Origin of the sequence: Pseudomonas sp. BNK-7 (assembly GCF_048072025.1) — a bacterium.
GTDB lineage: Bacteria > Pseudomonadota > Gammaproteobacteria > Pseudomonadales > Pseudomonadaceae > Aquipseudomonas > Aquipseudomonas danubii.
In genome coordinates this window covers 1152443-1177868 of the sequence record NZ_CP182252.1, presented here as the reverse complement: position 1 = coordinate 1177868, position 25426 = coordinate 1152443, and the positions used below count along the sequence as shown (strand labels likewise).

Genomic DNA, 25426 nt, shown 5'->3' with positions numbered 1-25426 from the left:
AGGTACAGTTGCGCCATTTACGAACAGTACAGCCTCTATAAACAGTTAACTGGTCCTTCACAATACAGGTGAACTGTATCTACAGAGTCTTGCGCGGGAAGAGGATCATGGGCACCAGTTAAACCACTACCTGATCCCGCCACAAGCGGAAGGATGTCAACCATGGAACGTACACTCAGTTCCGAACTGTTCTTCGAAGACAAAGCTGAAAAAACCCAGGCTTCCCTGCCTCTGCGCGTTATTGCCAACCTGATGCTGTGGCAGCGCCGCATCTCCAGCCGCCATCAACTGGCTCGTCTGGATTCGCGTCTGCTGGCCGATGCCGGGATCAGCGAAGCACAACGCTACGAAGAGCTGAGCAAGCCGTTCTGGCGCTAACTCAGCGTCGCTGGCCCTGACCCTCCGGGTCCACCGCCAGCACCCCGAATTGCACACACAAAACCCGTCGCAGGAAACTGCGACGGGTTTTGTCGTTCTGGGCCGATGGCAAACGTTCTGAGGTGAAGGACCGTCTGCACTAGACAACGATAGGTACAGTTTGAAGTAAACAAAAAATAATAGGTACAGTTAAAGCCCTAGCCTATCTGCCTCTTCGCCGAGAAACCCAATAGCTTGATGCTGCAAGCCAATCGTTCGACGTCTCGACGAGGACGGCGTCATGAATTCATGGGCGGCAGCCTCCACCCCTGACACAGATCTGTGCGAATAGAACAGCTCAGCCTAATATCTGAAGTGACGTAACGACTTTCTTCCGAGTTGCGTCAGATCCATCAGACACAGCACCTCGCAGTGGCTGCCCGGCGTCTCACTCAGCGCCCTTAAATTGTCTGTTCATTCACAGGAGCTACCCATGTCCCGTCTTCGCCTGCTCAGCACTGCCGCACTGCTGGCCCTGGCTACCAATGCCCACGCCACCAGCCTGATCGTGACCACTGATGCCATTGTCGGCGCCCTCAAGGCCACGACCGATGCAACTTCCGACGTCACCTCCTCCCTGCGCGACAACAAGATTGTCCGCGCTGCCCGGGATGACGCCGCCAGCTTCGTCGCCACCGACGGCGCAATTCGCGGGGTAAAACTGGAAAGTGCCTTCGCCCACATCCGCCAACAAGCCCCTCAACTGCAGGCCACTGATACACAACTGGCTCAGGCAATCCTGGCGATCTGACCTGCCGCTTCAGGTGCGTGTACGCACCTGAAACCCTCTGCACTGGCCCTGCCCGGGCCATTGCGCTAGCCTTGGCGCTGGTTTTCAGCTGTCGAGACTATTGGGTTTGTTCCGAATTTCGCTTTTCGCTCCACTATTGATCGCTGTCTGTTGGGCCTCCTCGGTGCAGGCATTTGACCTGACGACCCAGAGCTCGGTCATCACGGCTTACGCTACAAGCCAGGTGACCTCGGCGCCCTTCGACCATAAACTGCTGCTCGCCGCCCAGGATGACGCCGCCGCCTTCATTGCGACCGACGGCCAACTGCGTGGGGCACGCCTGGAGTCCGCACTGAAGTATCTGCGGCAACACCAGGCAAAACTTCATGCCAGCGACCTTGAACTGGCGCAGGCAATTCTCGTCCAATAGCCATCCCTGTTATTCCGGAGTCGTTCCATGCGTAGCCCGCTGATTGCCGCCACCCTTGGCCTGCTGTTGTTGGCCGACGTGGCCCAGGCACAAACCCTAGTGGCCACCAGTAATATCATCGTCCGCGCCTCTGGCCGCACGATCGATTTCACCTCGGACACCACCACCTCGATCCGTGATTCCAAAGTCGTGCGCGAAGCCCATGACGATGCCGCCAGCTTTGTCGCCAGCAATGGCGATATCCGTGGCGCACAACTGGAAGCCGCCTTCACGGCACTGCGCACCCAATTGCCGGAAGCCCGTAACGCCAGCGATCAGGTCCTCGCCGAAGCTATCCTCGCTCTGTGAAGCCAGTTTTCGCCTGGCTGCTGGCCGGGACCCTGGGGCTGCTCTGTGGCACAGCCCAAGCCGACCTGCAATTGCGCCTCAAGACCGATGGTTTGAGCCCGGCGCAACAACGCGCCAGCCAGGCGCTGCTGGATGAAGCGATGCAGGCACTGCCGCCGCGCTTCATCCAGCAACTGGATCGCACCATTTATGTCGGCTGGACCGACCAGATGCCCGACAATGCCTATGGCGCGGCATCCCTGGTTGCGGAACTGGACCTCAATCGTGCCCTGTTGCCCAGCCTGGCCGATGGCTCGGCTGCGACGCAGAAGACCAGTCGCCCCCATGGCACCGTGCGCCGGGAACTGCTCGCTACCGTACTTCATGAACTGACCCACATTTATGATCGTGCGCGTTTATGGCCCAGCGCCGAACGCAGCCTAATCCAGCGCTGCACCCGCAAGACCGGTACTTCCGGCCTGATCGGCCTGCCGGATGAGTGCCGGGGCCAGAACGATCGCCGCTTTACCCTCAGCGACGACCCGCGGCTGCTGGACCTGGCCGGCTGGCCGCAATATGTCGGTCGCCGCGGAGAGCGGGAACAGCACAACCGGCAGGTTGCCCGCAGTCCGGACCTCTACGAGATCACCAACCCGAAAGAGTTCGTAGCGGTGAACATGGAGTATTTCCTCCTCGATCCGAGCTACGCCTGCCGCCGCCCGGCGCTGTATCGCTACTACCAGGAACATTTCGCCTGGGCCCCTGCCGCCAAGGACAATTGTGCCCAGTCCTTTGCCTTCCTCAACGCCGGCAACGACTTCGCCAAGACGCCCCTGGGCAAGGTCGACCCGGAACGGGTCTACGCGGTGGACTACCTGCTGGCCGAGGCCAACCAGAACTGGGTCAGCCGCTGGGGCCACAGCATGCTGCGCCTGGTGATCTGTGCTCCGGGCCGCCCCCGAGGCCCGGATTGCCGCCTGGACCTGGACCAACACCTGGTGCTGTCCTACCGCGCCTTTGTCGGCGACGTACAGCTGTCCAGTTGGGATGGCCTGGTGGGCAAGTACCCTTCGCGGTTGTTCGTCCTGCCGCTGTCGCAAGTCATCGATGAATACACCAAGACCGAACTGCGCAGCCTGGCATCCGTGCCCTTAAAGCTGTCACGCAGCGAGATCGAGGAAGTGGTGGAGCACGCCGCCGAGATGCACTGGAGCTACGACGGCAACTATTACTTCCTGTCCAACAACTGCGCAGTGGAGAGCCTCAAGCTGCTGCGCAGCGGCAGCAACAACAAACAACTGATCGGCCTCGACAGCATCATGCCCAACGGTTTGCTGGAAGTGCTCAAGGGCAGGGGACTGGCGAACACCAGCGTGCTCGACGATCCCCGGGAAGCGCTGCGCCTGGGCTATCGCTTCGACTCCTTCCGCGACCGCTACCAGGCGATGTTCGAAGTGATCAAAAAGCACCTGCCGATCAAACAGGCCAGCGTCGAAGACTGGCTGTCACTGAGCGCTGCGCAACGCCGCCAGTGGTTCGACCAGGCCGACCTGCGAACCAGCGCGGCCTTGCTGCTCCTGGAGCAGGCCAGCTATCGCCGGCAACTGTTGCTGGCTCAGGACGAGGTCAAGCAGCGCTACCTGGGCGCCCGGGAACTGAAGAATGGCGGCATGGAAAAAGCCAACAAGACCCTGCAGGAAATTCTCGCCAACAGCGGCTTCCTCAGCCGACCGGCGGAACTGCTGGGCAGCAGCGGCTATGGCTTGCCCCAGCCCGGCGAATGGCAGCGCCTGGAGTCCGAAAGCAGCGAGCGGCAGAAACAGCTGCAATCGCTGACCGGCGAACTGGACAAGGAAGTACGGGCGTTGCTCGAACCAGCCCGGGCCGCCGAGATCGCCGCCAACGAGGCCAACCTGAAACAGGTGGGCGAGCATCTGCGGGCTCTGCACAAGGCCGCGGGTGGGTTGGAGCTACCTTGAAAGCTTCGCCGGCAAGCCGGTTCCTACAGAGTTTCCTCGGGTTCTTCCGGCAGTTGCTCGTCCAGGTGCAGCCAGGGTAGCCGGCTGTCGGTCCAGATATGCCGGTCCGCAGGCGCCCGTTCCGGGTGATCCAGAGTGGCAATGGTGACATCGATGCTGTCCGGGCTCAGGTGGGTAACCAGTGCCAAGTGAGCACCACAGTCAGCGCAGAAATAGCGCGCACAACTTGCAGATGAGTCGTAGCGCGCGGGAACGCCTTCCAGCCACTTGAAAGCGCGGGCGGGCAAAGTGATCCAGGTGGTCACCAGACCGCCGCTGACCCGGCGGCAGATCGAGCAATGACAGTGGGCGATATCCCGCAGTGGCCCGCTGAACTGGTAGCGCAGCCGCCCGCAGTGGCAGCCGCCGGTGTGCAACTCACTCATGTGCATTCCTCTTTTGGGCCCATGCCCGTCACTTTATGCCGCTGGTCGCCTGCCGCAACATCCACCGTTTCCTTTCAATGCCGAAAGCTGGCTGAAAGCTTCCCCGATTAGGATCGCCTCCACTACCGGCAAAAGACCGGTTGGCCACAGCGGGCGTTTCTGGCGCTCCCGGCCCTATTAACAACAACAATGGTGATTCTGATGTCCGCTCGTACCCGCCTGTTCGCTTCGACTCCTCCCGTACGCCTCGTGCTTGCCGTTCTGCGCTGATCCCACCCGGTTCGCCATTCCCTAGCCGCGCTACGCCTGGAGTATTCCCATGCTGACTTTCCTTGGCTTTGCCATGGTCATCACGTTCATGTTCCTGATCATGACCAAGCGCCTGTCCGCGCTGATCGCCCTGATCATCGTGCCGATCCTGTTCGCCCTGTTCGGCGGTTTCGCACCGAAGATCGGTCCCATGATGCTTGAAGGCATCACCAAGCTGGCGCCCACCGGCGTGATGCTGATGTTCGCCATTCTGTATTTCGCCCTGATGATCGACTCCGGCCTGTTCGACCCGGCGGTGCGCAAGATCCTCAAGCTGGTCAAGGGCGACCCGCTGAAGGTCTCGGTCGGCACCGCCGTGCTGGCCCTGGTGGTGTCCCTGGACGGTGACGGCGCCACCACCTACATGATCTGCGTGGCCGCCATGCTGCCGTTGTACAGCCGCATTGGCATGAGCCCGCGGATCATGGCGGGCCTGATCATCCTCGCCGGCGGGGTGATGAACATGACCCCCTGGGGCGGCCCGACCGCCCGCGCCGCCAGCGCTTTGCACGTGGACCCGTCGGACATTTTCGTGCCGATGATCCCAGCCATGCTGGCCGGCGTGGTGGCGATCCTGGCGATCGCCTATCTGTACGGCAAACGTGAGCGTGCACGCCTGGGCGAACTGCACCTGGCGGGCGATGAGATGGATCACAGTGAAATCAGCGTCTCGCAGTACCCCGACGCCCGTCGTCCGAAGCTGATCTGGTTCAACGGTGCCCTGACCTTCGCCCTGATGTGCGCGCTGATCGCCGGGCTGCTGCCGTTGCCCGTGCTGTTCATGGTGGCCTTCAGTATTGCCATGATCGTCAACTACCCCTGCCTGCAGCAGCAGAAGGACCGGGTCGCGGCCCACGCCGGCAGCGTGCTGGCAGTGGTCGGGCTGATCTTTGCTGCCGGTATCTTCACCGGCATCCTGTCCGGTACCGGCATGGTCGACGCCATGTCCAAGAGCCTGCTGGCAGTGATCGCTGAAGCCCTGGGGCCCTATCTCGCAGTGATCACCGCGCTGGTGAGCATGCCGTTCACCTTCTTCATGTCCAACGACGCCTTCTACTACGGCGTATTGCCAGTGCTGGCAGAAGCCGCCAGTCATTACGGCATCACGGCGGTGGAAATGGCCCGGGCGTCGATCGTCGGCCAACCGGTGCACTTGCTCAGCCCGCTGGTACCCTCGACCTATCTGTTGGTGGCCCTGGCTGGCATCGAGTTCGGCGATCACCAGCGCTTCACCCTCAAGTGGGCAGTGCTGGTCTGTCTGTGCATAATGTTCGCCGCTCTGCTGATGGGGATTTTTCCGCTGTTCAGCACGCTATAAAAGCAATGATTCTTCGCTCGGGCCGGCTTCCCGGCCCGGGCCATAACAACCGCTCAAAGGAATACACATGGAATGGCTGACCAACCCGGAAATCTGGGTTGCCTTCTTTACCTTGACCGCCCTGGAAATCGTCCTGGGCATCGACAACATCATCATGATTTCGATCCTGGTCAGCCGCATGCCCAAGCACATGCAGGCGCGCACCCGGATCTTCGGCCTGGCCCTGGCCATGGTCACGCGGATTCTGTTGCTGCTGTCGATCACCTGGGTCATGCGCCTTACGGCCGATCTGTTCGTGGTCTTCGGCCAAGGCATTTCCGGGCGGGACCTGATCCTGTTCTTCGGCGGCCTGTTCCTGCTGTGGAAAAGCTCCCAGGAGATGTACCACGCACTGGAAGGTGAAGACGAAACCCTGGATGAACCCAAAGGCAAGGGCGGCAACTTCATCTACACCATCATCCAGATCGCCATCATCGACATCGTCTTCTCCCTGGACTCGGTCATCACCGCAGTGGGCATGGTGTCCCATGTGCCGGTCATGGTGGCGGCGATCATTGTCGCGGTCCTGGTGATGATGCTGGCGGCCGGCGCCATCAGCGAATTCATCGACAAGCACCCGTCGCTGAAGATGCTCGCGCTGTCGTTCCTGCTGGTGGTCGGTACCGTACTGATCGCCGAGGCCTTCGAAGTGCACGTACCAAAAGGCTACGTCTACTTCGCCATGGCCTTCTCCCTGGCGGTGGAAGCCATCAACATCAAGATGCGCACCGCCATCGCGAAGAAGAAAAAACAGCAGGACCCGGTGAAACTGCGCAAGGACATTCCTGGTCAGTAAACCGCCAACGCGCTACAGAAAAAGGGGCTTACGAGCCCCTTTTTCACGGCTGCAGGCAGCTGTTTTCATGACAGTTTTGTTTCAATCACCGGTTTAGCTATGCGATGCTGGCGTCCTGTGCGTTAGCCAACTACAGCTTAAATACATAACGTAGAACCTCGCGCAACAACGTCCACTGGCCCCGCTTGGGGCTCTTCACCCCAGGGGGGCCCTCTCATGCTGACCCTGCTCAATCTGCTTTCCGCCGTGGCCCTGCTGATCTGGGGCACGCACATCGTCCGTACCGGCATCCTGCGGGTCTATGGCTCCAACCTGCGACACGTAATCGGGCAGAACATGGCCAGGCGACCGCTGGCCTTCGTCGCCGGCATCCTGGTAACCGCCATGGTCCAGAGCAGCAACGCCACGGCGATGCTGGTGACCTCCTTTGTCGGCCAGGGCCTGATGACCCTGACCCCGGCGCTGGCCACCATGCTGGGGGCCGATGTCGGTACCGCATTGATGGCTCGGGTGCTGACTTTCGACCTGTCCTGGCTGTCACCGTTGCTGATCTTCCTCGGGGTGATTTTCTTTCTGTCGCGCAAACAGACTCGCGCCGGCCAACTGGGCCGGGTCGGCATCGGCCTGGGCCTGATCATCCTGGCCCTGCAACTGATCGTCGAAGCCGCAGCGCCGATTACCCACGCCCAAGGGGTGAAGGTGCTGTTCGCCTCACTCACCGGCGACATCCTCCTGGATGCGCTGATGGGCGCGGTGTTCGCCATGGTGTCCTACTCCAGCCTGGCGGCGGTGCTGCTGACCGCCACCCTGGCCGGAGCCGGGGTGATCGGCCTGCCGGTGGCCATCGGCCTGGTGATCGGCGCCAACATCGGCAGCGGGGTGCTGGCCTTCCTCAGCACCAGCATGCAGAACACCGCCGGACGCCAGGTGGCGCTGGGCAGCCTGTTGTACAAGCTGATCGGCCTGCTGCTGATCATTCCGGTGCTCGACCCGCTGGCCCACTGGATGGACAGCCTGGACTTCAGCCCGCAGGAAGTGGTGATCGGCTTCCACCTGTTGTACAACACCGTCCGCTGCCTGTTGCTGCTGCCCACTGTCGGCCCCATGGCCCGATTCTGTGCCTGGCTGATGCCCGAGCGCCCCCAGGACAACGGCCGTGCACGACCACGGCACCTCGATCCCACTGCCTTGGTCACCCCGAGCCTGGCCCTGGCCAACGCCGCCCGGGAAACCCTGCGCATCGGCGACCTGATCGACAATATGCTGGAAGCCATGCGCGATGTGCTGCGTGGCAAGCAGACCGCCATTACCCAGGAAATGCGCGCCCTGAGCGAGGATGTAGAAGCGCTGTACAGCGCCATCAAGCTGTACCTGGCGCAAATGCCCCGGGAAGACCTCAGCGAGCAGGACAGCCGGCGCTGGGCGGAGATCATCGAACTGGCGATCAACCTCAAGCTGGCCAGCGACCTGATTGAACGCATGCTGCGCAAGGTCCAGCAGCAGAAGACGTCGCAACGCCGCTCCTTCTCCGAAGTGGGTCTGGAAGAGCTGACCGGACTGCACGCGCAACTGATCGCCAACCTGCGCCTGGGACTCTCGGTATTTCTCAGCGCCGACCCGGAAAGCGCCCGTCAATTGCTGCGGGAGAAACGCCGCTTCCGCGCCCAGGAACGGCGCCTGGCCCACGCCCACGTCAGCCGGCTGCAGCGCAAGATTGTCCAGAGCATCGAGACCAGCTCCCTGCACCTGGAACTGATCGCCGACATGAAGCGTCTCAACTCGCTGTTCTGCAGCAGCGCCTACGTGGTCCTTGAAACCTCGGACACCGGGGCGCTGGAAATCGAGAACATGGCTGACATCACCCATTCACCCTGAACGTCCAGAGTGATCTGAAGTCTCTAAAACTTACGCACGCCGTAAGGAAGCTTGTTATGCGTTGTCTGTTATTCGCCTGCCTGTTGCTGGGCAGTGCACAAGGATGGGCCCTGGATCGTTTCCAGGTCGAAGGCTACACCCTGCCCAACGGCCTGCAACTACTGCTCAAGCCCGGCAGCGAACGCGGCCATGTGGCGATCCGCCTGGTGGTGGGCGTCGGCCTGGACGATTTCGCCTGTGCCGACAAGGAACTGCCGCACCTGCTTGAACACTTGCTGTTCAGCGGCATCGACGCCAGCGGCGAAGGCGGCCTGGAAGAACGCATGCAAGCCCTGGGTGGCGAATGGAATGCCTACACCAGCAATGCCGATACCACTTTCGTCATCGAGGCCCCGGCGAGAAACCAGCGCAAGGTCCTCGACCTGCTGCTGTCGCTGCTGACCCGGACCCGCCTTGACGACCAAGCCGTGGCCGCCGCCAAACAGGTGGTGGAGCGCGAAGACGGCGGCCATTACTCGCACCTGCAACGCTGGCTCGACCGCCAGGACCTGGGCCACAAGGCCGGCAACCAGCTGGCGGTGGAACTGGGGCTCAAATGCGCCGAGCGCGCCGAAGTCGGGCACTTGACCCTGGCCCAGCTGGAGCAAGTGCGCAAAGACTGGTACGCCCCGAACAACATGACCCTGATCGTCGTCGGCGAACTGGATCGCCTGCTGCCGGCTTATCTGGAGCGCACCTACGGCGCACTCGAGCCGATAGAGCCCAGCGAGCACCGCGAGCTGCCACAGATCCAGGGCACGGCCGCCGCCGAGCGCAACTTGATCCATGGCTGGGTAGGGCAGAGCGCACAATTGCACTGGCTGTTTCCCGAACCCCTGCTGGAGCAGCAGCACGACGAGACCTTCGACCTGCTCAAGGACTATCTGGATTGGGCGTTATACCGTCAGTTGCGCCTGGAACATGAGCTGTCCTACGGTCCCTGGAGCGACCGTGAAGTGTTTGGCGGCGTCGGTTTTCTCAGCCTCAATGCCGACCTCGAACGCGATGACCTGCCCCAGGCCCGACAGGTGGTCGAGCAGCTCAAGGCCAAATTGCTCAAGGACGGTCTGGACCCTGCGAATTTCGAGCGCCTGAAGCAGGCCGCCATCGATCGCCAGGCTTGGGCAGTACAGGGCAACAGCGCCTTGGCGGATTACTACTGGAGTGCCCTCGGCGACTTCGACAACGGCCGCTTCAGCGACCCGGCCAAGCGCCTGCGGGCGGTGAGCCTGAAGCAGGCCAACCTGGCACTGAGGCAATTGCTGCAACAGCCGGGCTATGTGCGAATCGAAAAACCCCTGTTGGGGGACGAGCAACTGCTCTGGCTGACCGGCGGCCTGCTGGCCCTGATCGTCTTCGGCAGCCTGGGCGGCTACCTGCTGTACCGCCGGCGCACCCACTAGCCGGTGTGGCGAGGGAGCCTGCTCCCTCGCCACAGGCCGCGGCCAACAGGTATCCTGTCACGGTTTTTTCCTGCCAAGACTGTGACCCCGCCCGATGCCTAACCTGACCCACTCTATTCAGCGCGTTCTGGAACTGATGAAGCGCTACCCGGGGGTCATTGCGCTCGGCGGTTTCATCTCCGGAGTCGGCAGCTTCATCCTGGTGGACCGGCAACAGAGCCTGGCCTCGTGGATCGCCGTGATCCTGTTGGTGAGCTGGGTCTGGCTGATGCTGGAAAACAGCCTGACCCAACTGTTCACCAAGGTCTTCAAGCGCGAGATCCCACAACCGCTGCTGCGCTACGCGACACAAATGATCCACCAGGAAAGTCTGTTCTTCGTCCTGCCGTTCTTCTTCATCACCACCAGCTGGAACAGCGGCCAACTGGTATTCACCGGGCTGCTGGGGGCAGCGGCGCTGATTTCCATCACCGACCCGCTGTACTACAAGTGGCTGGCGCCGCGGCGCTGGCTGTTCCTCGCCTTGCACACCCTGACCCTGTTCGCCGCCTTGCTCACGGCCCTGCCGCTGATCCTGCACCTGACCACGGCCCAGAGCTTCAAGCTGGCCCTGGGCATCGCCATGCTCCTGTCCTTCCCGAGCCTGGCGTCGATCCTGCCGATCCGCAGCGTGCGCAGCGCACTGGCGGTGCTGTGTATCACCCTGGCCATTGGCAGCACCGGCTGGCTGCTGCGCTCCTGGGTGCCGCCTGCCACCCTGTGGCTGACCGAGGACGCCATCAGCACCCAACTCCAGGACCGCACGCCCGGGGACAGCCTGGAACAGGTGAGTGCCAGCCAGGTACGCAGCAGCGGTTTGTACGCCTACACCGCGATCAACGCCCCCAGGGGCCTGGACGAGCGCATCTATCACGTCTGGAAGTTCAACGGCAGCGAAGTGGATCGCATCGCCCTGGATATTCACGGCGGACGCAAGGAGGGCTACCGCGCCTGGTCCCACAAGCAGAATTTCCCCGGCAACCCGGCGGGAAAATGGCAAGTGCGGGTGATCACCGAGGACGGACAGGTGATTGGTGTGCTGCGCTTCGAGATCACCGACCCAGATCAAGATCCAGCCAAGAGCGGCGAGGCAAAGTAACGGGGATCGTGCTATTACGTAGCACTGCGCAATCGCCCCACAAGCTCGGAGCTTATGAATACCCGCATGACGCCCGGCACCGCTCAACTGGACAACGCCCACTCTCCGGCGCAACTGCGCATCGGCGGAGACTGGACGCTGGCCCACTACAGCGACCTCAAGCGCCTCTGCCAGAGCCTCAACGGCCACTACGACAGCAGCACCCACGTCGACCTCAACGGCCTGGGAGCCCTGGACACCGCGGGGGCCTCGCTGCTGGTAGAACTCCTGGGAGCCGAACGCCTGGGGCGATCCGCCGAACACCCTGATTGCACCCTGTCCACCGCCGACCGCGCATTGCTGCATACGGTCTACAGCTCGCTCAACGATTTTTGTGTGCCGGTCAAGGAACCGGAGATTGCCGTCAGCGTGCAACTGCTCTCACGCATTGGCAGTGCGGTCTACACCGTCTGGCAGGACACCCTGAAGGTCCTGGGCTTTATCGGCCTGATCCTCGAAACCCTGGCCCGGGGCCTGCTGCACCCCAAGCGCTGGCGCATCACCCCGGTGGTGGCGCATATCGAGCAGACCGGCCTCGATGCCGCGCCCATCGTCGCCCTGCTGACCTTCCTGGTGGGGGCGGTGGTGGCCTTTCTCGGAGCCACGGTGCTGGCCAACTTCGGCGCCAGCATCTTTACCGTCGACCTGGTGGCGTTTTCCTTCCTGCGGGAATTTGGCGTGCTGCTGACCGCGATCCTCATGGCCGGACGCACCGCCAGCGCCTTCACCGCGCAGATCGGCTCGATGAAGGCCAACGAAGAGATCGACGCCATCCGCACCCTGGGCCTGGACCCGATGGAGTTGCTGGTGCTGCCCCGGGTGCTGGCCCTGCTGGTGGCGCTGCCGATGCTGACCTTCCTGGCGATGCTCTCGGGGATCATCGGCGGCGCCGTGGTCTGTGCCCTGTCCCTGGATATTTCCCCGGCGATGTTCCTTTCGCTGCTGCACTCGGACATTGGCGTTAAGCACTTTCTGCTGGGCCTGGTCAAAGCGCCGATCTTCGCTTTCCTGATCGCCGCCATCGGCTGCCTGGAGGGCTTCAAGGTCAGCGGCAGTGCCGAATCGGTGGGCGCCCACACCACGTCCAGCGTGGTGCAGTCGATCTTCGTGGTGATCGTCATCGACGCCGTGGCCGCGCTGTTCTTCATGGAGATGGGCTGGTGAGCCGCCCGACGCGCCCGCCCGCCGAGGCGGTGATCGAGGTCCGTGGCCTGTGCAACCGCTTCGGCAAGCAGAGCGTGCACGAAAATCTCGACCTGGACGTGTACAAGGGCGAGATCCTCGGCGTGGTCGGCGGCTCAGGTAGCGGCAAGTCGGTGCTGCTGCGCAGCATCGTCGGCCTGCGCCAACCCAGCGACGGCTCGGTGCGGGTCTTCGGCCAGGACCTGCCCAGCCTGCCGGAAAAGCAACGTTCCCTGATCGAGCGGCGCTTTGGCGTGCTGTTCCAGAAGGGCGCGCTGTTCACCTCGCTGACAGTGACCGAGAACGTCGCCCTGCCACTGATCGAGCATGCGGGCCTGTCCCGCAGCGACGCCGAACACCTGGCGGCAGTGAAACTGGCCCTGGCCGGGTTGCCCTTGTCGGCCGCCGACAAATACCCATCCTCGCTCTCTGGCGGCATGATCAAACGCGCAGCACTGGCCCGTGCCCTGGCCCTGGACCCGGACATCCTGTTTCTCGACGAACCCACCGCCGGCCTCGACCCGGTGGGGGCGGCAGCCTTCGACCAACTGATCCTGACCCTGCGCGATGCCCTGGGCCTGAGCGTGTTCCTGGTCACCCACGACCTGGACACCCTCTACACCATCACCGACCGGGTGGCGGTACTGGCACAGAAAAAGGTACTGGTGGCGGACGCCATCGATGTGGTCGCCGAAACCCCGGACGAATGGATTCACCAATACTTCCATGGCCCACGCGGCCGCGCGGCCTACCAGGCCGCTACACAGACCAACGAGGGATGACATGGAAACCCGAGCCCATCATGTACTGATCGGCCTGTTCACCGTGATCGTGGTGGCCGGCGCCCTGCTGTTCGGCCTGTGGCTGGCCAAGTCCAGCGTCGACAGCGCCTTCCAGGACTATCAGATTGTCTTCAATGAGGCGGTCAGCGGCCTGTCCAAGGGTAGCGCCGTGCAATACAGCGGCATCAAGGTCGGCGATGTGGTCAACCTGCGCCTGGACCCCAAGGACCCGCGCCGGGTACTGGCGCAGATCCGCCTGGGCAGTGAAACCCCGATCAAGGAGGACACCCAGGCCAAGCTGGCCCTGACCGGCATCACCGGCACCTCGATCATCCAGCTCAGCGGCGGCACGCCGCAAAGCCCGCCCCTCAAGGGCAAGGACGGCCACTTGCCGACCATCATCGCCTCGCCATCGCCCATTGCCCGCCTGCTGAACAACAGCAATGACCTGATGACCGGGGTCAACCTGCTGCTGCACAACGCCAACAGCATGTTTTCCCCGGACAACGTGGAGCGGGTCAGCAACACCCTGGACAACCTGCAGAAAACCTCGGCCAGCATCGCCGGACAACGTGACGACCTGCGCCAGCTGATGCAGCAACTGGGCTCTATCAGCAAGCAGACCAGCGCCATGCTGGAACAGACCACCGCGCTGATGCGCAATGCCAACGGCCTGCTCAACGACCAGGGCAAGCAGATGTTCGGCAGCGCCGAGCACGCCATGCGCAACCTGGAGCAGAGCAGCGCCACCCTGAACAAACTGCTGAGCGACAACCAGGACTCGCTGAACAATGGCATGCAAGGGCTCAACGGTCTGGCGCCGGCGGTGCGCGAGCTGCGCGAGACCCTGAGCTCGCTGCGAGCCATTACCCGCCGCCTCGAAGCCAACCCCGGCGGTTACTTGCTGGGTAACGAGAAGAACAAGGAGTTCACGCCATGAAGCCTGTCTGTCATCTGCTGGCGCCACTGGCCCTGGGGACCGCCATGGCCCTGACCAGTGCCTGTTCGATCCTGCCCAAGGGCGAGCCATTGGATATCTATCGGCTGCCGGTGAGCCAGAGCACGCCCACCGCCACGGGCAAGGCACTGTCGTGGTCGCTGCAGTTGCTCAAGCCCCAGGCCGGCGACGCACTGAACAGCGCACGCATCGCGGTGATTCCCCAGGGCAACCTGATCAGCAGCTACAAGGCTTCGCGCTGGAGCGACCCGGCACCGATCCTGCTGCGCAACCGCCTGCTGGACGGCTTCCAGCGCGATGGCCGGGTGCAGTTGTTGAGCACCGACGACAGCAACCTGCAGACCGACCTGGCCCTGGGCGGCGACCTGCAAGCCTTTCAGACCGAGTACCAGGGCAACGCCGTCCAGGTGGTGATCCGCCTGGATGCGCGGCTGATTCGAGGTTATGACCAGAAGATCCTCGCCAGCCGGCGCTTCGAAATACGCCAGCCCCTGGAGCAGCCCCAGGTGCCGGGAGTCGTGACCGGGTTTGGCCAGGCCAGCGATGCGCTGACCCGGCAGGTAGTGGATTGGGCAGTGGGGCAGGGCAATCTGGCGCTGAAACAATGACTGGCCCGTCGCCGGCAATACGGCCGCTTGTAGCTGCCGGCTTGCCAGCGAAGAGCCGGTCAACTCAACCAAAGAACCAGTAGCAAACCGCAATCGCCGCCACCACCCCGGCGAATTCCGCCAGCAAGGCACAGCCCACCGCGTGCCGCACCCGCTGGATACCCACCGCACCGAAGTAGACCGCCAGCACATAGAAGGTGGTCTCGGTGCTGCCCTGGATGGTCGCTGCCACCAGTGCAGGGAAACTGTCCACACCCTGGGTCTTCATAGTCTCAATGAGCATCGCTCGGGCGGCACTGCCGGAGAACGGCTTGACCATGGCGGTGGGCAGGGCGTCGACAAAGCGCGTATCCCAGCCGGCCCAGGCCACCAGATGACGAATCCCGTCGAGGCCGAAATCCAGGGCCCCGGACGCCCGCAATACGCCGATCGCGCACAGCATGGCCACCAGGTACGGCAAGAGGTTCTTGGCGACGTCAAAACCCTCCTTGGCCCCTTCGACAAAGGCCTCGTAGACCTTGACCTTGCGCAGCGCACCGATCACCAGGAACAGCATGATCAGGCCGAACAGGGTGAGGTTGCCGAGGATCGACGACAGGGAGGCCAGGGCCGTGGCCGACAGAGTCGCCAGCAGCGCCATGAAGGCGCCCAGAGCCAGGGCTCCGGGAATCAGGTAGGCCAGCACCACCGGGTCCCAGAGACGCAGGCGCTGCATCACCGCCACCGACAGCAGGCCGACCAGGGTCGAGGCGCTGGTGGCCAGGAGGATCGGCAGGAACACCAGGGTCGGGTCCGCCGCACCTTGCTGGGCGCGGTACATGAAGATGGTCACCGGCAGCAGGGTCAGGGACGAAGCGTTGAGTACCAGGAACAGGATCTGCGCATTGCTGGCGGTGGTGGCGCTGGGGTTGAGTTCCTGCAGGGCGCGCATGGCCTTGAGGCCGATCGGCGTGGCGGCGTTATCCAGGCCCAGGCCATTGGCGGCGAAGTTCAGGGTGATCAGGCCCAGGGCCGGGTGCCCAGGCGGCACTTCCGGCATCAGGCGCTTGAACAGCGGGCCCAGGATCTTGGCCAGCCAATCGACGATGCCGGCCTTCTCGGCGATCCGCAGAAAGCCCAGCCATAGGGTCAGGGTGCCGAACAGCAGCACCATCACCTCCACCGACAGCTTGGCCATCGCGAAAATGCTTTCCACCATGGCGGCAAAGATCCCGGCGTTGCCGCCCACCAGCCACTGCGCCAGGGCGGACACGGTCGCTACGATAAAGAAGCCAAGCCACAGGCCATTGAGCATCAGTCATATCCCTCGGAAGATGCGGCGAATGATAGCGGGGCCCGTAGAAACGACAAACCCCGGATTATCCGGGGTTCGTTCGTTGCAGGAGGCGGCTTGTCGGCGAAGGCGCATCTGAGCCGTATAGAGGACCTGAGGGCCTCTGCGTCGGCAAGCCAGTTCCTACACCGAGGCGCTTAGCCTTTGGAAGCTTCGCCTGCAGGCAGCTTCTCTTTGCTGCGCCAGTGCGGCAGGGAGTTCCAGTAGCGCTGGCCCTTGGCATCGTCGTACATGCCCTCCCAACGGGCGATGACCAGTACCGCCAGGGCGTTGCCGATCACGTTCAGGGCGGTACGCGCCATGTCCATCACACGGTCGACACCGGCGATGAAGGCCAGGCCTTCCAGCGGAATGCCCACACTGCCCAGGGTGGCCAGCAGCACCACGAAGGACACGCCCGGAACCCCGGCAATGCCTTTGGAGGTGACCATCAGGGTCAGCACCAACAGCAATTGCTGGCTGATGGACAGGTCGATGCCGTACAGCTGGGCAATGAAGATCGCCGCGATGGACTGGTACAGGGTCGAGCCGTCGAGGTTGAAGGAGTAGCCGGTCGGCACCACGAAGCTGCAGATGGCTTTCGGCGCGCCGTAGGCTTCCATCTTCTCGATGACCCGCGGCAGCACGGTTTCCGAGCTGGCGGTGGAGTAGGCCAGCACCAGCTCATCCTTGAAGATGCGCATCAGCTTGAGCACCGAGAAGCCGAACAGGCGGGCGATCAGGCCGAGGATCACGAAGGCGAAGAAGGCGATGGCCACGTACACCAGGATCACCAGCTTGGCCAACGGCAGCAGGGAGGCGAAACCGAAGTTGGCGACGGTCACCGAGATCAAGGCAAACACACCAATCGGCGCGTAGTTCATGATCATGTGGGTGACTTTGAACATGCTTTCCGAGACGCCCTGGAACATCTTCACCAGCGGCTCGCGCAGATCGGACTGCAGGCTCGACAAGCCCAGACCGAACAGCACCGAGAAGAAGATGATCGGCAGCATCTCGCCACGGGCCATGGCCGCGAAGATGTTCGATGGAATCAGGTTGAGAATGGTCTCGATGAACGCATGTTCATGCTGCACTTCGGCGGCGGTGGCCTGGTACTTGGAAATGTCCACGGTACCCAGGGTGCTCATGTCGATGCCCGCGCCCGGATGGAACAGGTTGGCCAGCAGCAGACCCACGACGATGGCGATGGTGGTGACGATTTCGAAGTAGATGATGGTCTTCAGACCGATGCGGCCAAGTTTCTTGGCGTCGCCGACACCGGCAATGCCGACGATCAGCGAGGAGATGACGATCGGAATCACGATCATCTTGATCAAGCGGATAAAGATATCGCCTGCAGGTTGCAGAACGTTGCTGACCCACCAGGCCTTTTCAGCACTGAAATGATTGAGCAGCGCGCCAATTGCAATCCCCAGGACCAGACCGATGAGGATCTGCCAGGCGAGGCTTAATTTTGCCTTCTTCATATCATTACCCTTACTTCAGTTGGACTCGGGCTGATGCGCGAACTGGAACGCTCAATGGCGGAAAAGTTTGTGCATCGGCCCCCGTATAAGGTCATCCCGAACGAGCATTTACGGCTCTCTGCGGGCGAAAAAAGGCGCAACTATTCCGATGCTAGGGGGGCGCGTCTAATGCCGTAAACGCCTACCCTATGCCGAATCGGCATGAGTTTTTACAAACTAAACGGGCGTCCCAACCGGTTCGAATACGACATTTCGGCAGGCAGAAATACCGTGAAACGGCCATTTCAGGCGGCGTGCAGGCTTGTCGGAAGGGTCAGGAAAAGGTCTGAAAAAGTTTAGGATTACTCTGATTCGGGCGTTCGGAAAGGTTGCGCAATTGGCGCAAAGTTTCTCGATATACGGTCGCAGAGAAACACCAGGAAACGTTTGACTGGAGTCAAAGGAAGATTTTTTCCTTGGGGAATCACTAAAAAGACGGACCGATGGCTCTAGGACAAGACTTTGCTCTTCAAGCACGCCGCAAGCTCGTCAAGTCGATGCTCGACCTGAGAGCTTACGCCGCTGCTCTTTCCTGACCCGGCCCTTGCGGAGGCACTCCCTGTACCCCTAGGTCACTCCGATCATCGGTGGATCAGAACGTCCCGGCCCCTTGGTCATGCACTCACCCTCCTCGGGTGGTGCAACAGTCGAAAGAGCCAGGGCGGCCCTTTCTTCTAGCTGTTATGCAAAATCGGCAATGCGCGCTCAGTACCAGTTCGGGTCTTTGCGCAACTGCTCCTGAAGCAATGCCCGCATTCCTTCATCGGGTTTGCCGAGAAAGCGGTAGCTCGCGTGACGGGTCGGTGACTTGTCCGCAGGCAAGCCCGCAGGCACCTCCACCAACATCGCGTAGGCATGCTTCTTGTCGAAGCTGAAAGCCACGATCAGGCGCTGGTTCTGACAACTCTGCGCAGTCTCGCAGAGCGGTCCGACCAGGTACTGATCGCCGTCTTCAGTCACTGCGTTCATCTGTTGCTGAGCATCGCCCGACAGGTTCATCACCCATTCAGGCAAGCGCTCTTCCTTGTGCACAACCCCCTGCCAGGTGTCACGAAACTGCGGGTCCGAACCCAGCAGTTGGTTGGTACGTGCCTGGCCATCATTGGCCGCCGACGCCAGGGCGCTGACGCCCAGCAGCAGCGTGGCAGCCAATGTTTTCAACGAAAGACTCATGGTCAGCCTCGACCACGACGGCCAAAGAAGAACGAAGCGATGAACATCACCAGGAACACGACAAAGAGAATCTTGGCGATACCCGTGGCGGTGCCCGCGATACCACCGAAGCCCAGGACCGCAGCGACAATGGCAATGATCAGGAATGTGATTGCCCAGCTCAGCATGATGATTCTCCTTACTCTTCTATTAATAGTGCTCAGGGGTGCTGCCTATGGAGCCGGTCGTGCGCCGCCGAATGCGGCCCAGACCTTGGTGCCTAGAACACCCAGCGTTCCTGACGCGGAGCCTCAAGCGCCGGTTGTGCCTGGTCGACGGCCATCAGTTGCACTGGCGTTGCATCGTTGAGCTGACTGCTCACCGAACTGAAATGGGTCTGGGTGAAGTGATGAGTCGGCACGCGCGGGGCGGGTGCCTGGCTATCCTGCCAACGCTGGAACTGCTGTCCGGCGATCAAGGTGACCAGTAACGCCAGGCTGGCAAACAGGCCTTGCTGGAGATGCAGTGGCGCGATACGCAATTGGGCAAGACCTTGGCGATTCATCCTGAAACTCCTCCCACACTGGTGGTGATGTTGTTATGGAAGCCCTGACTTGCGCTTCACGATGAGAGGGATATTGCAGTCTGCATGCCAGCTTTTAATCATATAAATAATTCAATAAAATCAATTACTTACAACAACTCAAAGACGCTCACTCACACGCATCCTGCACGATCCCCACCGGCCAACCGTGCGAAATGCACGATCGGACCGTTCCGAGTCCATGGCTTTTTGATCAGAGGGGGAACTTTGCCGAGCCGCAGACAGCCTGATACAGACCCACCCAGGGTCTAGCCTTGGCAAAAGATTAGGGATTTCAGTCTGTTAGCCATTTCCGGCGGAGATATCTAACCTTCAGGCCGTGGAATGGATCAGAATCAACCTTGCAACTTGCCCGATTTTTCTGGGACTAATTAAGATCATTCATTAAAGGAGCCTGGGAAATGGAGTCAGCGCCGGAGAATCAAGGTCGCATCCTGCTGGTGGATGACGAATCCGCCATCCTCCGCACCTTCCGCTACTGCCTGGAAGACGAGGGCTATACCGTGGCCACCGCCAACAGCGCGGCCCAGGCGGATACGTTGTTGCAACGCCAGGTGTTCGACCTGTGTTTCCTTGACCTGCGCCTGGGGGAAGACAACGGCCTTGATGTGCTGGCCCAGATGCGCACTCAAGCGCCCTGGATGCGGGTGGTGATCGTCACTGCCCACTCCGCCGTGGACACGGCGGTGGACGCAATCCAGGCCGGTGCCGCCGACTACCTGGTCAAACCCTGCAGCCCCGACCAACTGCGCCTGGCTACCGCCAAGCAACTGGAAGTGCGCCAGCTCTCGGCGCGCCTGGAAGCCCTGGAAGGCGAAGTGCGCAAACCCAAGGACGGCCTGGACTCCCACAGTCCGGCGATGAAAGTGGTACTGGAAACCGCCCGCCAGGTGGCCAGCACCGATGCCAATATCCTGATCCTCGGCGAGTCGGGTACCGGCAAGGGCGAACTGGCCCGGGCCATCCACGGCTGGAGCAAACGGGCGAAGAAGTCCTGCGTGACCATCAACTGCCCATCGCTGACCGCCGAGCTGATGGAAAGCGAACTTTTCGGCCACAGCCGCGGCGCTTTTACCGGAGCCAGCGAAAGTACCCTGGGCCGGGTCAACCAGGCCGATGGCGGCACCCTGTTCCTCGACGAAATCGGCGACTTCCCCCTGACCCTGCAGCCCAAGCTGCTGCGTTTTATCCAGGACAAGGAGTACGAGCGCGTCGGCGACCCGGTGACTCGCCGGGCCGACGTGCGCATCCTCGCCGCCACCAATCTCAATCTCGAGGACATGGTGCGCGACGGGCGCTTCCGTGAAGACCTGCTGTACCGCCTGAACGTGATCACCCTGCACTTGCCGCCCTTGCGCGAACGCAGCGAAGACATCCTGACCCTGGCCGACCGCTTTCTTGCACGCTTCGTCAAAGAGTATTCGCGACCGGCCCGAGGCTTCAGCGACAACGCCCGGGAAGCCCTGCTCAATTACCGCTGGCCGGGCAACATCCGCGAACTGCGCAACGTGGTGGAGCGGGCAAGCATCATCTGTCCCCAGGAACGGGTTGAAATCAGCCATCTGGGCATGGCCGAACAGCCCACCAACAACGCCCCGCGAATCGGTGCCGCGCTGAGCCTGGACGAACTGGAAAAAGCCCATATCGGCGCCGTCCTGGCCACCAGCGACACCCTGGACCAAGCGGCCAAGACCCTGGGCATCGACGCTTCGACCCTGTACCGCAAGCGCAAACAGTACAACCTGTGAGCATCACCCTATGAAGTTAGCGATGAAACTGCGGACCCGGCTGTTTCTGAGCATTTCGGCCCTGATCACCGTGGCCCTGCTGGGTCTGGTGCTCGGGCTGGTCAGCGTGATGCAGATGGCCAGTACCCAGGAATCGTTGATCCGCAACAACTTCATCACCCTGGATCTGGGGCTCAAGCTGCGCCAGACCCTGGGTGATCAGTTGATCATCATGCTCAGCAACAAGCCCGACTCCGCAGCCCTGGAAGCCTCGCGGCAGCACTACCTGGGCCTCCTCGACCAGGGCATCGCCCACGAACAGCAGAACCCGTCCGTGGGTGGTTTCAAGCAGGCCCGCAGCGACTACCTGAACTTCTACCAGGCCTTCGAGCACAGCAACACTGCCGCGAGCCTGAACAACAACGAGGCGCTGACCGAGCGTTTCAATACCTTGCGCAACGGCCTGATCAACGAACACAAGCGGGCCCTGGACAACATCAGCCAGGTGGAACGCCAGGCCCGGGACCGTGCCTTGCTGGTAGCCGGCTTGCTGGGCCTGGTCGGCCTGGCGGTGCTGATCATCGGCTTCATCACCGCCCACGCCATTGCCCGGCGCTTTGGCGGACCGATCGAAGCCCTGGCCAAGGCCGCGGACAAGATCGGCCAAGGCAATTTCGACGTCACCCTGCCGATCTCGGCCGCCGCGGAAATGAACCTGCTGACCCGCCGCTTCGGCATCATGGCCGAGGCCCTGCGCCAGCATCAGGCCACCAATGTCGACGAACTGCTGGCCGGCCAGCAGCGCTTGCAGGCGGTGCTCGACAGCATCGACGACGGCTTGTTGATGATCGACCGCCAAGGCCGCCTGGAGCACCTCAACCCCGTCGCCCAACGGCAGTTGGGCTGGGACCAGGAGCGCCTCGGCCAGGGCCTGGGCAGCGCCCTGCAACGCCCGGAGCTGGATGAACAGCTGCAGCTGGTTCTGCGTGGCGGCAACCTGGAGCGGGCCCCGGAAGACCTGGATATCGAGGTCGATGGCGAATCGCGCCTGCTGACCTACAGCCTGACCCCGGTGAGCCACACCCAGGGCCATATTCTCGGCGCGGTGATGGTGCTGCATGACGTCACCGAACAGCGGGCATTCGAGCGGGTACGCAGCGAGTTCGTATTGCGCGCCTCCCACGAACTGCGAACCCCGGTCACCGGCATGCACATGGCCTTCGGCCTGCTTCAGGAACGCCTGCACTTTGCCGAAGAGTCACGGGAAACCGACCTGCTCAATACAGTCAACGAAGAAATGCAGCGGCTGATGCAACTGATCAACGACCTGCTGAATTTTTCCCGCTATCAGAATGGCCTGCAGAAACTCACTCTCGCGCCCTGCCCCCTGGAAGAGTTGCTGGAGCAGGCCCAGGGCCGCTTCAACGAACAGGCGCAGCGGCAGGACATCAGCCTGCTGCTGGAGATCCAGGCGCCGCTGCCGCGCCTGCACGCCGACCGTCCGCAACTGGAACGGGTCCTGGACAATCTGATCGACAACGCCCTGCGCCATACCGCCAGTGGCGGCCAGATCCGCCTGCAGGCCAGGCGCCATGGCGAACGGGTGATTGTCAGCGTCGAGGACAATGGCGAGGGCATCGCTTACGGTCAGCAGGGTCGGATCTTCGAACCCTTCGTTCAGGTCGGACGCAAGAAAGGCGGCGCCGGGCTCGGACTGGCCCTGTGCAAGGAAATCGTCCAGCTCCACGGTGGACGCATGGGCGTCTACTCAAGGCCGGGGCAGGGCACCCAGTTCTATCTGGCCCTGCCGCTCTAGGGCTTCAGGCTTCATCATCCAGGCGCCGGGGCACCAGACGCCGGCCCCGGGTAATCAGCTCGGTAAACTGCAAGGCACTCAGGGCATGGGCGAACAGCCAACCCTGACCGAAGCTCACCCCCTCGCTGCTGAGCAGCGAAGCCTGGTCCTCGAATTCGATGCCCTCAGCGATAACCGTGAGATTCAAGGCGTGGGCCATGCGAATGATGTGGGGCGCCACGCCACTGCTGGCAGCATCGTGACCCAGAGCGTCGATAAAGGCCTTGTCGATCTTCAGGCAATCCACCGGCAGGCTTTGCAGATAGGCCAGGCTGCAGTAGCCGGTGCCGAAGTCATCGATCAGCACCTGATGCCCGACATCCCTCAAGGCCTGCAGGTTGTTGCGCGCCACCACCACGTCGATCAGGCCACGCTCGGTGACCTCGAAGGCGATCTGTCGCGCCGCCACCTTGTGCAAGGCCAGAAGCCGCGCCATGACCTGACCGATGCGCGGCACCATGACATCACAGGCCGCCAGGTTGACCGAGATATACAGCTGGGGATTGGCTCGCAGTACGTGCCCCAGTTGCTCCAGCAGACGCTGCAGGACGAAGTCGGTGATCTGGCGGATCTGCCCGGTGTTTTCCGCCAGCGGAATGAACAGATCGGGACTGGTCAGGGTGCCGTCCGGACGCCGCCAGCGCAGTAACGCTTCAGCCCCTACACAGAGCCTGCTGTTGAGGTCGAAGATCGGCTGGTACAGCACCTGCAGCTCACCGCGTCGCAGCGCCCCTTGCAGCTCTGCTCCCAACGACTGGCGCTGCCGCGCCAACTGATACACCAGCCCGCCGATAAACAGCGCCAGCAACAGACTGAACGGTAACAACCACCACCAGCCATCGAGTATTTCCGCCTGCAGGCTGGCCCGGGGCGTGATCAGCACCAACTGGTACTCGGGATTCTGGGTGGGCATGCGATAGATCAGCAGGTCAGGGGTGACCTGCAGCGGCTCCTCGCGACTGGCGCGCCAGGGCTCCACCGGCGGCCAGGAACGGGCCTGACCCAGTACCGGAATCGCCCGGGAGCCATGCTCGACCACCACCATCAGGCTGCCACCGGCCGGCAGGTCCACCACATCGGTCAAGTGCCCACGGGAGGTGGCCACGCGAAAATTGCCCCGCCCCAGCATCAGAGCAGCGAGGTTTTCATTGGGTTGGGTCGAGGTGTTGAGCCAGTAGCTGTAGGTCGGCCCGCGGATATCCGGAGCTCTGGGCGAGGGCAGGAGATTCTGTCGCGGCCAGTTTGAGCACGTCTGGGTGGCATCCATGTAGGCCGCTTCATAAATGAAGCGATAGCTGTAGCTGACCTGTTGCAGGGCTGCGATCAGCTCGGCGTTGCACTCGCGCAGCGGCTGGGCCTCCAGTACATCCAGGCCTTCACGCAGTTGCCCGAACAGTTGCTCCAGACGCTCCAGAAAACGCTGGCCCTGGGCGTTCATCTGTTGGCTTTCTCGCTGCTGGACCTGATGCATGGCCACTCCGGCACTGCCCAGCAACAACACCGCCGCGCTCAGCACAGCCGCCAGCGTCGCCAACAACCAGGGGCGATGGAACCAGGTACGCAGGGTCTGGCGAGCAACCGGCATCATGAAAGATCCGAAGGATTACCAATGAGTTATAGCAACTGATTGAGCAATCGGCCCGAACCGTCCGGCGGCGTCATTATTTTGTCTGGTTGAGCACCTGCAGGATGGCTGCACTTTCGGCGTCCGGGGTGCCGTCGAATCGACCCGGGCGATAGTGCATCTGGAAAGCCGCCAGCACGTGGCGGGTGGCCACATCCAGTTCGCCAGTCTGCGGCGTGGCATAGCCCAGGACCGCCAACTGTTGCTGGAACCAGCTGATGCTCGGCAGGTTGGCGGCAAAAAACGCCTGTTGGCGAGCCACTGCCTGAGCGTTTGGCCACAGGCCGAGTCCGGCGTCGGCCAGGCGCTTCCAGGGGAACAGCGGGCCCGGATCGAGCTTGCGCGATGGCGCGATGTCGCTGTGGCCAATGATGTGACGCGGGGAGATGTTGTTGCGCTTGCTGATGTCCTTGAGCAGCACGATCAGGTTCTGGATCTGCGCTTCGCTGTAGGGATACCAGAGCCGTCCGTTGGGACCATCACGAAAGCCCGGGTTGACGATTTCAATGCCGATGGAGCTGGAATTGAGCCAGGTCCGGCCCTGCCACTGGCTCTCGCCGGCGTGCCAGGCGCGGTATTGCTCGTCCACCAGTTTGTAGATCGTGGCGGACTTGTCGTCGCCGATCAGGTAATGGCTACTGACCTGACCCTTGGTCAGCAGGGCCAGGGAGCGTTCCAGGGATGCCGAGGTGTAATGAACGATGATGAACTGGGCGCGCTGGTCGTAATTGACCGAAGGGTGGCTGGTGTCAATACGCGGACCGCTGGCACAACCGGCGAGAACCAGGAGCGAAAAAGCAAGAGCAAGAAGTTTCATGGCAAAGGGCAG

At 62.1% G+C, this 25426-nt stretch carries 24 protein-coding genes; 16 read left to right on the top strand and 8 right to left on the bottom strand.

Features of this window, described 5'->3' with window-relative positions:
• Positions 1 to 162 precede the first annotated feature (162 nt).
• The 5 genes from ACMGF8_RS05570 to ACMGF8_RS05550 all read left to right on the top strand — a co-directional run bounded on the left by ACMGF8_RS05570 (position 163) and on the right by ACMGF8_RS05550 (position 3883).
• Positions 163 to 378 (top strand): DUF1127 domain-containing protein, encoded by a 216-nt coding sequence (locus tag ACMGF8_RS05570; RefSeq protein ID WP_011058498.1) that lies wholly within the window; start codon positions 163 to 165, stop codon positions 376 to 378.
• Positions 379 to 850: 472 nt separating this feature from the next.
• The gene (locus ACMGF8_RS05565) at positions 851 to 1168 is read left to right on the top strand and encodes a DUF2388 domain-containing protein (protein WP_115581318.1); all 318 of its coding nucleotides are present in this window, start codon (positions 851 to 853) and stop codon (positions 1166 to 1168) included.
• Positions 1169 to 1283: 115 nt separating this feature from the next.
• Positions 1284 to 1577: a DUF2388 domain-containing protein gene (locus ACMGF8_RS05560; protein WP_371826189.1), complete on the top strand. Its 294-nt coding sequence runs from the start codon at positions 1284 to 1286 to the stop codon at positions 1575 to 1577.
• Positions 1578 to 1604: 27 nt separating this feature from the next.
• A complete protein-coding gene (locus ACMGF8_RS05555; protein WP_102862518.1) occupies positions 1605 to 1925 on the top strand; it encodes a DUF2388 domain-containing protein in 321 nt (106 codons plus the stop codon).
• Positions 1922 to 3883, top strand: coding sequence for a DUF4105 domain-containing protein (locus tag ACMGF8_RS05550; protein ID WP_207166847.1), 1962 nt, complete (start codon positions 1922 to 1924; stop codon positions 3881 to 3883). The genes ACMGF8_RS05555 and ACMGF8_RS05550 overlap by 4 nt, the downstream gene beginning before the upstream one ends.
• A gap of 23 nt (positions 3884 to 3906) precedes the next feature.
• Here the strand turns inward: ACMGF8_RS05550 and ACMGF8_RS05545 are convergent, their stop codons facing one another.
• The gene (locus ACMGF8_RS05545) at positions 3907 to 4308 is read right to left on the bottom strand and encodes a GFA family protein (protein ID WP_102862516.1); all 402 of its coding nucleotides are present in this window, start codon (positions 4306 to 4308) and stop codon (positions 3907 to 3909) included.
• 319 nt (positions 4309 to 4627) lie between these two features.
• Between ACMGF8_RS05545 and ACMGF8_RS05540 the strand changes: the two genes are divergently transcribed.
• The 9 genes from ACMGF8_RS05540 (at position 4628) to ACMGF8_RS05500 (ending at position 14794) form a co-directional block, all read left to right on the top strand.
• Entirely contained in the window at positions 4628 to 5935 is a 1308-nt protein-coding gene (locus ACMGF8_RS05540) for a CitMHS family transporter (protein WP_416758943.1), read from the top strand.
• 67 nt (positions 5936 to 6002) lie between these two features.
• Positions 6003 to 6770 (top strand): TerC family protein, encoded by a 768-nt coding sequence (locus tag ACMGF8_RS05535; RefSeq protein WP_102862514.1) that lies wholly within the window; start codon positions 6003 to 6005, stop codon positions 6768 to 6770.
• Positions 6771 to 6986: 216 nt separating this feature from the next.
• A complete protein-coding gene (locus ACMGF8_RS05530) occupies positions 6987 to 8645 on the top strand; it encodes a Na/Pi cotransporter family protein (protein WP_102862513.1) in 1659 nt (552 codons plus the stop codon).
• 56 nt (positions 8646 to 8701) lie between these two features.
• The gene (locus ACMGF8_RS05525) at positions 8702 to 10087 is read left to right on the top strand and encodes a M16 family metallopeptidase (protein ID WP_207166846.1); all 1386 of its coding nucleotides are present in this window, start codon (positions 8702 to 8704) and stop codon (positions 10085 to 10087) included.
• A gap of 94 nt (positions 10088 to 10181) precedes the next feature.
• A complete protein-coding gene (locus tag ACMGF8_RS05520; protein ID WP_102862511.1) occupies positions 10182 to 11225 on the top strand; it encodes a DUF5924 family protein in 1044 nt (347 codons plus the stop codon).
• A gap of 66 nt (positions 11226 to 11291) precedes the next feature.
• Positions 11292 to 12428: an MlaE family lipid ABC transporter permease subunit gene (locus tag ACMGF8_RS05515; RefSeq protein ID WP_416758939.1), complete on the top strand. Its 1137-nt coding sequence runs from the start codon at positions 11292 to 11294 to the stop codon at positions 12426 to 12428.
• The gene (locus tag ACMGF8_RS05510) at positions 12425 to 13228 is read left to right on the top strand and encodes an ABC transporter ATP-binding protein (RefSeq protein ID WP_115581312.1); all 804 of its coding nucleotides are present in this window, start codon (positions 12425 to 12427) and stop codon (positions 13226 to 13228) included. The genes ACMGF8_RS05515 and ACMGF8_RS05510 overlap by 4 nt, the downstream gene beginning before the upstream one ends.
• A gap of 1 nt (position 13229) precedes the next feature.
• Entirely contained in the window at positions 13230 to 14168 is a 939-nt protein-coding gene (locus ACMGF8_RS05505) for an MlaD family protein (RefSeq protein ID WP_102862508.1), read from the top strand.
• Positions 14165 to 14794 (top strand): ABC-type transport auxiliary lipoprotein family protein, encoded by a 630-nt coding sequence (locus tag ACMGF8_RS05500; RefSeq protein WP_115581311.1) that lies wholly within the window; start codon positions 14165 to 14167, stop codon positions 14792 to 14794. The genes ACMGF8_RS05505 and ACMGF8_RS05500 overlap by 4 nt, the downstream gene beginning before the upstream one ends.
• A 64-nt stretch (positions 14795 to 14858) precedes the next feature.
• On the opposite strand, the gene ACMGF8_RS05495 is transcribed toward ACMGF8_RS05500, so the two are convergent.
• From ACMGF8_RS05495 to ACMGF8_RS05475, 5 genes are all read right to left on the bottom strand, one after another.
• Complete coding sequence (locus tag ACMGF8_RS05495; RefSeq protein ID WP_102862506.1) at positions 14859 to 16088, bottom strand: nucleoside recognition domain-containing protein; 1230 nt, start codon at positions 16086 to 16088, stop codon at positions 14859 to 14861.
• Between the two features lie 176 nt (positions 16089 to 16264).
• Positions 16265 to 17596 carry a glutamate/aspartate:proton symporter GltP gene (gene gltP, locus ACMGF8_RS05490; protein WP_102862505.1) on the bottom strand — a complete coding sequence of 444 codons (1332 nt, stop codon included), beginning with the start codon at positions 17594 to 17596 and terminating at the stop codon, positions 16265 to 16267.
• A 744-nt stretch (positions 17597 to 18340) separates the two neighbouring features.
• Complete coding sequence (locus tag ACMGF8_RS05485) at positions 18341 to 18808, bottom strand: inhibitor of vertebrate lysozyme family protein (RefSeq protein ID WP_102862504.1); 468 nt, start codon at positions 18806 to 18808, stop codon at positions 18341 to 18343.
• A 2-nt stretch (positions 18809 to 18810) separates the two neighbouring features.
• A complete protein-coding gene (locus tag ACMGF8_RS05480) occupies positions 18811 to 18975 on the bottom strand; it encodes a DUF1328 domain-containing protein (RefSeq protein ID WP_003170804.1) in 165 nt (54 codons plus the stop codon).
• A gap of 92 nt (positions 18976 to 19067) precedes the next feature.
• On the bottom strand, positions 19068 to 19352 hold the full coding sequence (locus tag ACMGF8_RS05475) for a hypothetical protein (RefSeq protein ID WP_102862503.1): 285 nt from the start codon (positions 19350 to 19352) through the stop codon (positions 19068 to 19070).
• 440 nt (positions 19353 to 19792) lie between these two features.
• On the opposite strand from ACMGF8_RS05475, the gene algB reads away from it, so the two are divergent.
• Together algB and ACMGF8_RS05465 are read left to right on the top strand one after the other, a co-directional pair.
• Positions 19793 to 21139: a sigma-54-dependent response regulator transcription factor AlgB gene (algB, locus tag ACMGF8_RS05470; RefSeq protein ID WP_102862502.1), complete on the top strand. Its 1347-nt coding sequence runs from the start codon at positions 19793 to 19795 to the stop codon at positions 21137 to 21139.
• A gap of 10 nt (positions 21140 to 21149) precedes the next feature.
• Positions 21150 to 22934, top strand: a complete 1785-nt coding sequence (locus ACMGF8_RS05465; protein ID WP_115581310.1) for a KinB sensor domain-containing domain — start codon at positions 21150 to 21152, stop codon at positions 22932 to 22934.
• Positions 22935 to 22938: 4 nt separating this feature from the next.
• Here ACMGF8_RS05465 and ACMGF8_RS05460 read toward each other — a convergent pair whose 3' ends face one another.
• Both ACMGF8_RS05460 and ACMGF8_RS05455 read right to left on the bottom strand, forming a co-directional pair.
• Entirely contained in the window at positions 22939 to 24558 is a 1620-nt protein-coding gene (locus ACMGF8_RS05460; RefSeq protein ID WP_115582452.1) for an EAL domain-containing protein, read from the bottom strand.
• A gap of 76 nt (positions 24559 to 24634) precedes the next feature.
• Positions 24635 to 25414: an N-acetylmuramoyl-L-alanine amidase gene (locus ACMGF8_RS05455; RefSeq protein WP_102862500.1), complete on the bottom strand. Its 780-nt coding sequence runs from the start codon at positions 25412 to 25414 to the stop codon at positions 24635 to 24637.
• Between the last annotated feature and the right edge of the window lie 12 nt (positions 25415 to 25426).

Bases quoted from the DNA above. Each gene is read 5' to 3' on its own strand.
- ACMGF8_RS05460 (WP_115582452.1), bottom strand. From the start codon at position 24,558: ATGCCGGTTGCTCGCCAGACCCTGCGTACCTGGTTCCATCGCCCCTGG.
- ACMGF8_RS05465 (WP_115581310.1), top strand. From the start codon at position 21,150: ATGAAGTTAGCGATGAAACTGCGGACCCGGCTGTTTCTGAGCATTTCG.
- ACMGF8_RS05455 (WP_102862500.1), bottom strand. From the start codon at position 25,414: ATGAAACTTCTTGCTCTTGCTTTTTCGCTCCTGGTTCTCGCCGGTTGT.
- algB (WP_102862502.1), top strand. From the start codon at position 19,793: ATGGAGTCAGCGCCGGAGAATCAAGGTCGCATCCTGCTGGTGGATGAC.
- ACMGF8_RS05500 (WP_115581311.1), top strand. From the start codon at position 14,165: ATGAAGCCTGTCTGTCATCTGCTGGCGCCACTGGCCCTGGGGACCGCC.
- ACMGF8_RS05535 (WP_102862514.1), top strand. From the start codon at position 6,003: ATGGAATGGCTGACCAACCCGGAAATCTGGGTTGCCTTCTTTACCTTG.
- ACMGF8_RS05530 (WP_102862513.1), top strand. From the start codon at position 6,987: ATGCTGACCCTGCTCAATCTGCTTTCCGCCGTGGCCCTGCTGATCTGG.
- ACMGF8_RS05570 (WP_011058498.1), top strand. From the start codon at position 163: ATGGAACGTACACTCAGTTCCGAACTGTTCTTCGAAGACAAAGCTGAA.
- ACMGF8_RS05480 (WP_003170804.1), bottom strand. From the start codon at position 18,975: ATGCTGAGCTGGGCAATCACATTCCTGATCATTGCCATTGTCGCTGCG.
- ACMGF8_RS05565 (WP_115581318.1), top strand. From the start codon at position 851: ATGTCCCGTCTTCGCCTGCTCAGCACTGCCGCACTGCTGGCCCTGGCT.
- ACMGF8_RS05485 (WP_102862504.1), bottom strand. From the start codon at position 18,808: ATGAGTCTTTCGTTGAAAACATTGGCTGCCACGCTGCTGCTGGGCGTC.
- ACMGF8_RS05475 (WP_102862503.1), bottom strand. From the start codon at position 19,352: ATGAATCGCCAAGGTCTTGCCCAATTGCGTATCGCGCCACTGCATCTC.
- gltP (WP_102862505.1), bottom strand. From the start codon at position 17,596: ATGAAGAAGGCAAAATTAAGCCTCGCCTGGCAGATCCTCATCGGTCTG.
- ACMGF8_RS05495 (WP_102862506.1), bottom strand. From the start codon at position 16,088: ATGCTCAATGGCCTGTGGCTTGGCTTCTTTATCGTAGCGACCGTGTCC.
- ACMGF8_RS05505 (WP_102862508.1), top strand. From the start codon at position 13,230: ATGGAAACCCGAGCCCATCATGTACTGATCGGCCTGTTCACCGTGATC.
- ACMGF8_RS05555 (WP_102862518.1), top strand. From the start codon at position 1,605: ATGCGTAGCCCGCTGATTGCCGCCACCCTTGGCCTGCTGTTGTTGGCC.
- ACMGF8_RS05515 (WP_416758939.1), top strand. From the start codon at position 11,292: ATGACGCCCGGCACCGCTCAACTGGACAACGCCCACTCTCCGGCGCAA.
- ACMGF8_RS05525 (WP_207166846.1), top strand. From the start codon at position 8,702: ATGCGTTGTCTGTTATTCGCCTGCCTGTTGCTGGGCAGTGCACAAGGA.
- ACMGF8_RS05540 (WP_416758943.1), top strand. From the start codon at position 4,628: ATGCTGACTTTCCTTGGCTTTGCCATGGTCATCACGTTCATGTTCCTG.
- ACMGF8_RS05545 (WP_102862516.1), bottom strand. From the start codon at position 4,308: ATGAGTGAGTTGCACACCGGCGGCTGCCACTGCGGGCGGCTGCGCTAC.
- ACMGF8_RS05520 (WP_102862511.1), top strand. From the start codon at position 10,182: ATGCCTAACCTGACCCACTCTATTCAGCGCGTTCTGGAACTGATGAAG.